The following is a 6,264-nucleotide window of genomic DNA, read 5'->3' on the forward strand; positions in this document are numbered from 1 at the left end:
GAGTCTCCCTAGGATAACTCGCATGGCTTCTCCCGACCGGGCCCCCGCCCTCGACCCCCAGCTCCTCGACCGGCTCCGTCAGGCGGTGCAGGACGGCATGCCGGAGACGGTGTCCGACCTGTCCTCCCTCGTGAAGATCCCGAGCGTGTCGTGGGCGGCGTTCGACCCCGCGCACGTCGAGAAGAGCGCGGAGGCGGTCGCGGCGCTGCTCGACGGGCTCGGCGTCTTCGACTCGGTGACCGTCGCCCAGTCGACGATCCCCGGCAGCGGCGAGGACGGAACTCCCGAGAAGGGCCAGCCCGCCGTGCTCGCGACGCGAGCCGCCCGCAACGGCCGGCCGACGGTGCTGCTGTACGCGCACCACGACGTGCAGCCGCCCGGCAAGGACGAGGAGTGGGAGACCCCGCCCTTCGAGCCCACGGTGCGCGGCGACCGTCTGTACGGTCGCGGCGCGGCGGACGACAAGGCCGGCGTGATGGCGCACGTCGGCAGCATCCGCGCCCTCGTCGACGTGCTCGGGCCCGACTTCGACCTGGGTCTCGCCGTCTTCATCGAGGGGGAGGAGGAGTACGGCTCCCGCTCGTTCTCGCAGTTCCTCGAGGACCACCGCGACGAGCTCGCCGCCGACGCGATCGTCGTCGCCGACTCCAACAACTGGGACGTCGACACGCCCGCCCTCACCGTCGCCCTGCGCGGCAACGTGAAGTTCCAGCTGACCGTGTCGACCCTGGGCCACGCGTCGCACTCCGGCATGTTCGGCGGCGCCGTGCCCGACTCGATGCTCGCCACGATCAAGCTGCTGTCGACCCTGTGGGACGAGAACGGCTCCGTCGCCGTCGAGGGACTCACCAGCCACGACGCGCCCACGCCCGAGTACTCGGAGCAGCAGCTCCGCGAGGAGTCGGCGCTGCTCGAGGGGGTCAGGCCGGTCGGGACCGGCTCCATCCCGTCGCGGCTCTGGTACCAGCCCTCGATCACCGTCACCGGTATCGACGCTCCGAGCATCGCGAACGCCTCCAACACCCTCTCGGCGTCGACGACCGTCATGATCAGCGCCCGCATCGCGCCCGGGCAGAGCGCCGACGACGCGTACGCCGCGCTCGAGAGGCACCTCCGCGAGCACGCGCCGTTCGGAGCGCACGTCTCGTTCGCCGACCTCGACCTCGGCAACCCGTTCCTGGTCGACACGAGCGGCTGGGCCGTCGACGAGGCCGAGGCCGCGATGACGGATGCCTGGGACCGCGCGCCCCTCGAGATCGGCGTCGGCGGCTCCATCCCGTTCATCGCCGACCTCGTGCGCGTCTTCCCCGAGGCGCAGATCCTCGTGACGGGCGTCGAGGACCCCGACTCGCGGGCGCACAGTCCCAACGAGTCGCTGCACCTCGGCGTGTTCCGGCGCGCCGTGCTCACCGAGGCGCTGCTCCTGGCACGGCTCGACGCCCGCGGTTAGACTTCTCCGGACCTCAGCGCTCTGCAGGGAAGATCAGGAGACAGCATGTCGGACACGACGATGACCGCCACCCACGGTGTCAGCCTCACCGAGGCCGCCACGTCCAAGGTGAAGAGCCTGCTCACGCAGGAGGGCCGCGACGACCTGCGCCTCCGTCTCGCGGTGCAGCCCGGCGGCTGCTCGGGGCTGATCTACCAGCTCTACTTCGACGAGCGTCTGCTCGACGGCGACGCCACGCGCGACTTCGACGGTGTCGAGGTCGTCGTCGACAAGATGAGCGTCCCCTACCTCGACGGCGCCTCGATCGACTTCGAGGACACGATCCAGAAGCAGGGCTTCACGATCGACAACCCCAACGCGCAGGGCAGCTGCGCGTGCGGTGACAGCTTCCACTGACATCCGCTTTCCCCTGCTTCGAGGGCGGCACCGGTTTCCCGGTGCCGCCCTCCTTGCTTTCTACCGAACGTAGAAAAAGGGTCGGTCGAGGCCGGGTGGGCCGCTTCCGGGGCTATAGGATGAGGGAGATCCACCACCACAACACCGAGAGGTCACAGGTGCGCCGCAATCGCCTCTTCCGCTGGGCTGCTATCCCGCTCGGCGCGGCCGTCGCCATCGTTCTCGCCGGCTGCAGCCAGGCCGCGTCCCAGGGCTTCCTGCCCGGGACCACCGAGACGACCAACCACACGGGCCGCATCATCAACCTCTGGACCGGCTCCTGGGTGATCCTGCTCGGGGTCGGCGTCATCACGTGGAGCCTGATCATCTGGGCCGCCGTCGTGTACCGCCGCCGCCGCGGACAGACCGGGTTCCCCGTGCAGATGCGGTACAACATGCCGCTCGAGATCCTCTACACCGGCATCCCGCTGATCCTCGTGCTCGGCTTCTTCGCCTTCACGGCCCGTGACCAGGCCGCGATCGAGGAGCGCATCGAGGACCCCGACGTGCAGATCCAGGTCTACGGCAAGCGCTGGGGCTGGGACTTCAACTACGTCGACGAGGACGTGTACTTCCAGGGCACGCAGACGCAGGAGCAGCAGAACGGCAACGACGTCGTCGACGACTCCATCCCGGTGCTCTACCTGCCGGTCGGCCAGAGCGTCGAGATCAAGCTCGACTCGCGCGACGTCGCCCACTCCTTCTGGGTGCTCGACTTCCTCTACAAGAAGGACGTCTACCCCTCGAAGAGCAACTACATGTACTTCGTCCCCCAGGAGGAGGGCGTCTACATGGGCAAGTGCGCGGAGCTCTGCGGTGAGTTCCACTCGCTGATGCTCTTCAAGGTCGCCGTCGTCTCCGAGGAGGAGTACGAGGCCTACACGCAGAGCCTGCGCGACGCAGGCAACGTCGGCCAGGTCGGCAACGAGCTCGACGCGTTCAGCACCGAGCCCGGCACCGGCGCACCCGGCGACGGGGAGCTCGCCCCCGAGGACGAGGAGTCCGGCGAGAACGACGTCGACACCAACGATCTCGGACAGGAGGACGGCGAATGACGACCACGGCACCGCGTCCCACGACCACGGCCGGCAACGTCGGCCACACCCCGGGCGGCAGCAAGGCTGAGTCCCTCGGCGACACCATCGTCAAGTGGGTCACCTCGACCGACCACAAGACGATCGGGTACCTGTACCTGATCTCGTCGTTCCTGTACTTCTGCATCGGCGGCGTGATGGCCCTGATCATCCGCGCGCAGCTGTTCGAGCCCGGTCTCGAGCTGCTCCAGACCAAGGAGCAGTACAACCAGCTCTTCACGATGCACGGCACGATCATGCTGCTGATGTTCGCGACGCCGCTGTTCGCGGGCTTCGCCAACGTGCTCATGCCGCTGCAGATCGGCGCCCCCGACGTGGCGTTCCCGCGTCTGAACGCGTTCGCCTACTGGCTGTACAACTTCGGCAGCCTCATGGCCGTCGCCGGCTTCTTCACCCCGCAGGGCTCCGCATCCTTCGGCTGGACCGCGTACGCGCCGCTGTCGAACGAGACGTTCTCGCCGGGTATCGGCAGCCATCTCTGGGTGTTCGGCCTCGGCCTCTCCGGCTTCGGCACGATCCTCGGTGGCGTGAACTTCATCACGACGATCATCACGATGCGTGCGCCCGGCATGACGATGTTCCGCATGCCGATCTTCACGTGGAACGTCCTCGTGACCTCGATCCTCGTGATCATGGCCTTCCCGGTGCTCGCCGCGGCGTTCTTCTCGCTCGGCGCCGACCGCGTGTTCGGCTCGCACGTCTACGACTCGTCGACCGGTGGTGTGCTCCTCTGGCAGCACCTGTTCTGGTTCTTCGGTCACCCGGAGGTGTACATCATCGCGCTGCCGTTCTTCGGCATCATCAGCGAGGTGATCCCGGTCTTCAGCCGCAAGCCCATCTTCGGTTACAAGACCCTCGTCTACGCGACGATCGCGATCGCGGCCCTCTCGGTCACGGTCTGGGCGCACCACATGTACGTCACGGGCTCCGTGCTCCTGCCGTTCTTCGCGCTCATGACGATGCTCATCGCGGTGCCCACGGGTGTGAAGTTCTTCAACTGGATCGGCACGATGTGGCGCGGATCGGTGACCTACGAGACCCCGATGGTCTGGGCCATCGGCTTCCTCGTGACCTTCCTCTTCGGTGGTCTCACCGGCATCATCCTCGCCTCGCCGCCGCTCGACTTCCACGTGTCCGACACGTACTTCGTCGTCGCGCACTTCCACTACGTGGTCTTCGGCACGGTCGTCTTCGCGATGTTCTCGGGCTTCTACTTCTGGTGGCCCAAGTTCACGGGCAAGATGCTCAACGAGCGTCTCGGGCACATCCACTTCTGGATGCTGTTCATCGGCTTCCACATGACCTTCCTCATCCAGCACTGGCTGGGTGTGGCAGGCATGCCCCGCCGCTACGCGACCTACCTCCCCGGTGACAACTTCACCTGGATGCACCAGGTGTCGACGGTCGGCGCGTTCCTGACCGCGGCGTCGCTCCTGCCGTTCTTCTACAACGTCTGGATCACCGCCCGGAAGGCTCCGAAGGTCAAGGTCGACGACCCGTGGGGCTTCGGCCGCTCGCTCGAGTGGGCGACCTCCTGCCCGCCGCCGCGGCACAACTTCACGTCGATCCCGCGCATCCGGTCCGAGTCGCCGGCGTGGGACCTCCACCACCCGGAGGCCAGCGTTCCCGTGGGCATCGGCCCGGCGAAGGACGCCCCGCAGGCCGACACGTTCGACAAGTCCAAGGGAGAGATCCGCTAATGAAAGCCAATGCGGTCCTTTTCTGGATCCTGAGCGTCATCTTCGCCGCGTTCGCGGTCGCCTACGGGTGGTGGCACGCCGCGGAGGGCCTCGTGCAGGAGCCCGTCGGCCTCGTCGCGCTGAGCCTGTCGTCGGTGTTCGCGATGTTCCTCGGCTTCTACACGCAGCGCAGCTACAACTCGTTCGGCGGTGAGCTGCCCGAGGACCGGCTCGACGCCGAGATCGACGACGGCGACCCCGAGCTCGGGCACTTCAGCCCGTGGAGCTGGTGGCCGATCACCCTCGCCGGCGCCGGCGCCCTGGTCTTCCTGGGCCTCGCGGTCGGCGCGTGGATCTCGATGATCGGCTTCACGATCTTCGTCGTCGCGATCGTCGGCTGGGTGTACGAGTACTACCGCGGTTACTTCGCGCACTGAGCGCACCGCGAGAAGGGGCGGCCGGGTCTATCCCGCCCGCCCCTTCTGCATTTCCGCCCCGGATGCCGCGGACACTCAGCCGGTCAGCCCGAACGCGACGGCGAGCCGCTCGATCTTCCGGGCCCGGCCGAGCCGGGGCAGGTCGCTGCCGTCCCGGATGACGGCGCCCCTGGCGGCGAAGTCGGCGAGGAACTCCCGAGCCCACGCGACATCCGAGGCCGTCGGGCAGATCACCTCGTCGATGACCGGCACCTGGGCGGGGTCGAGGCAGAGCTTGCCCGTCATACCGAGCGACACGGCGACGCCGGTCTGCGCTCGGAGGAGCGGACGGCCGGTGCCGACGGTCGGGCCGTCGATCGGCCCCGGCAGTCCGCCGACGCGGCTCGCGACCACGAGACGCGACCGCGGGTAGGCCATCGCGAGGTCGTCCGCCGCGGCTCCCGTGTCGCGGCGGTAGTCGCCGCTGCCGAAGGCGAGACGGAACGCGCCCCTCGCCTTCGCGATCGCCGTCGCCTCCTCGATGCCGAGCGCGGACTCTACGAGCGGGATGACGGGGAGCGCCCCACCGAGCCGGTCGAAGGTCTCCGTGACGTGCTCGGCCGCCTCCGTCTTCGCGAGCACGACCCCGAGGAGATTGTCGGCCGATTGCAGCGCGGCGAGGTCGTCCGACCAGAACGCGCTCGTCCGGTCGTTGATCCGAACCCAGGCGCGGTGTCCGCGGTCGAGCCACTCGGTCGCCCGCTCCCGGGCCTCGTCCTTGCGCGCCGGGTCGACGCCGTCCTCGAGGTCGACGATCAGCTGATCCGCTGCGGGCCCGGTCGCGAGCGCGAGCGAGTCGGCGCGGGCCGCGTTGACGAGCAGCCAGGAGCGCGCGATCTGCGGATCGATCGCGCGGCGTTCGGGCAGAGTCACGGTGTCGGTCATGGTCCTTCTCGGGGTGAGGTCGGTCGGGTCGGTCGATAGGCGGCTTACGGGCGCGCCGACGGCGCGGGCGGCGCACTCCTGAGGGAGTGGCCGCCCGCGCGTGAGGGTCTCGGTGTCTAGCCGGCGACGCGGATCAGCTTGCGGTTGACGAACTCCTCGACGGCGGATCGGCCGAGTTCGCGGCCGAAGCCGGAGCGTTTGGTGCCGCCGAAGGGGAGGTCGGGGGCGTCGCCGAGGACGAGGTT

7 protein-coding genes are annotated in these 6,264 nt (G+C 68.5%); 5 read left to right on the forward strand and 2 right to left on the reverse strand.

What is annotated here, in order from left to right; genetic code table 11:
- The first annotated feature begins 22 nt into the window (after positions 1–22).
- The 5 genes from JUB10_RS14355 (at position 23) to JUB10_RS14375 (ending at position 5,095) form a co-directional block, all read left to right on the forward strand.
- Positions 23–1,450 carry a dipeptidase gene (locus JUB10_RS14355; protein ID WP_207457861.1) on the forward strand — a complete coding sequence of 476 codons (1,428 nt, stop codon included), beginning with the start codon at positions 23–25 and terminating at the stop codon, positions 1,448–1,450.
- Positions 1,451–1,495: 45 nt separating this feature from the next.
- Positions 1,496–1,846 carry a HesB/IscA family protein gene (locus tag JUB10_RS14360; protein ID WP_207457863.1) on the forward strand — a complete coding sequence of 117 codons (351 nt, stop codon included), beginning with the start codon at positions 1,496–1,498 and terminating at the stop codon, positions 1,844–1,846.
- Between the two features lie 158 nt (positions 1,847–2,004).
- Positions 2,005–2,940 carry an aa3-type cytochrome oxidase subunit II gene (gene ctaC / locus JUB10_RS14365; RefSeq protein WP_455905763.1) on the forward strand — a complete coding sequence of 312 codons (936 nt, stop codon included), beginning with the start codon at positions 2,005–2,007 and terminating at the stop codon, positions 2,938–2,940.
- Positions 2,937–4,679 carry an aa3-type cytochrome oxidase subunit I gene (ctaD, locus tag JUB10_RS14370; protein ID WP_207457867.1) on the forward strand — a complete coding sequence of 581 codons (1,743 nt, stop codon included), beginning with the start codon at positions 2,937–2,939 and terminating at the stop codon, positions 4,677–4,679. The genes ctaC and ctaD overlap by 4 nt, the downstream gene beginning before the upstream one ends.
- Positions 4,679–5,095, forward strand: a complete 417-nt coding sequence (locus JUB10_RS14375; RefSeq protein WP_207457868.1) for a cytochrome c oxidase subunit 4 — start codon at positions 4,679–4,681, stop codon at positions 5,093–5,095. The genes ctaD and JUB10_RS14375 overlap by 1 nt, the downstream gene beginning before the upstream one ends.
- Before the next feature lie 75 nt (positions 5,096–5,170).
- Here the strand turns inward: JUB10_RS14375 and JUB10_RS14380 are convergent, their stop codons facing one another.
- Positions 5,171–6,019: an HpcH/HpaI aldolase/citrate lyase family protein gene (locus JUB10_RS14380; RefSeq protein WP_207457869.1), complete on the reverse strand. Its 849-nt coding sequence runs from the start codon at positions 6,017–6,019 to the stop codon at positions 5,171–5,173.
- Between the two features lie 116 nt (positions 6,020–6,135).
- Positions 6,136–6,264 (reverse strand): aldehyde dehydrogenase family protein (locus JUB10_RS14385; protein WP_207456103.1); only part of this gene is annotated, 129 nt, incomplete at its 5' end.

The sequence above is a fragment of the Desertivibrio insolitus genome, from assembly GCF_017355965.1.
Lineage (GTDB): Bacteria > Actinomycetota > Actinomycetes > Actinomycetales > Microbacteriaceae > JAFIQW01.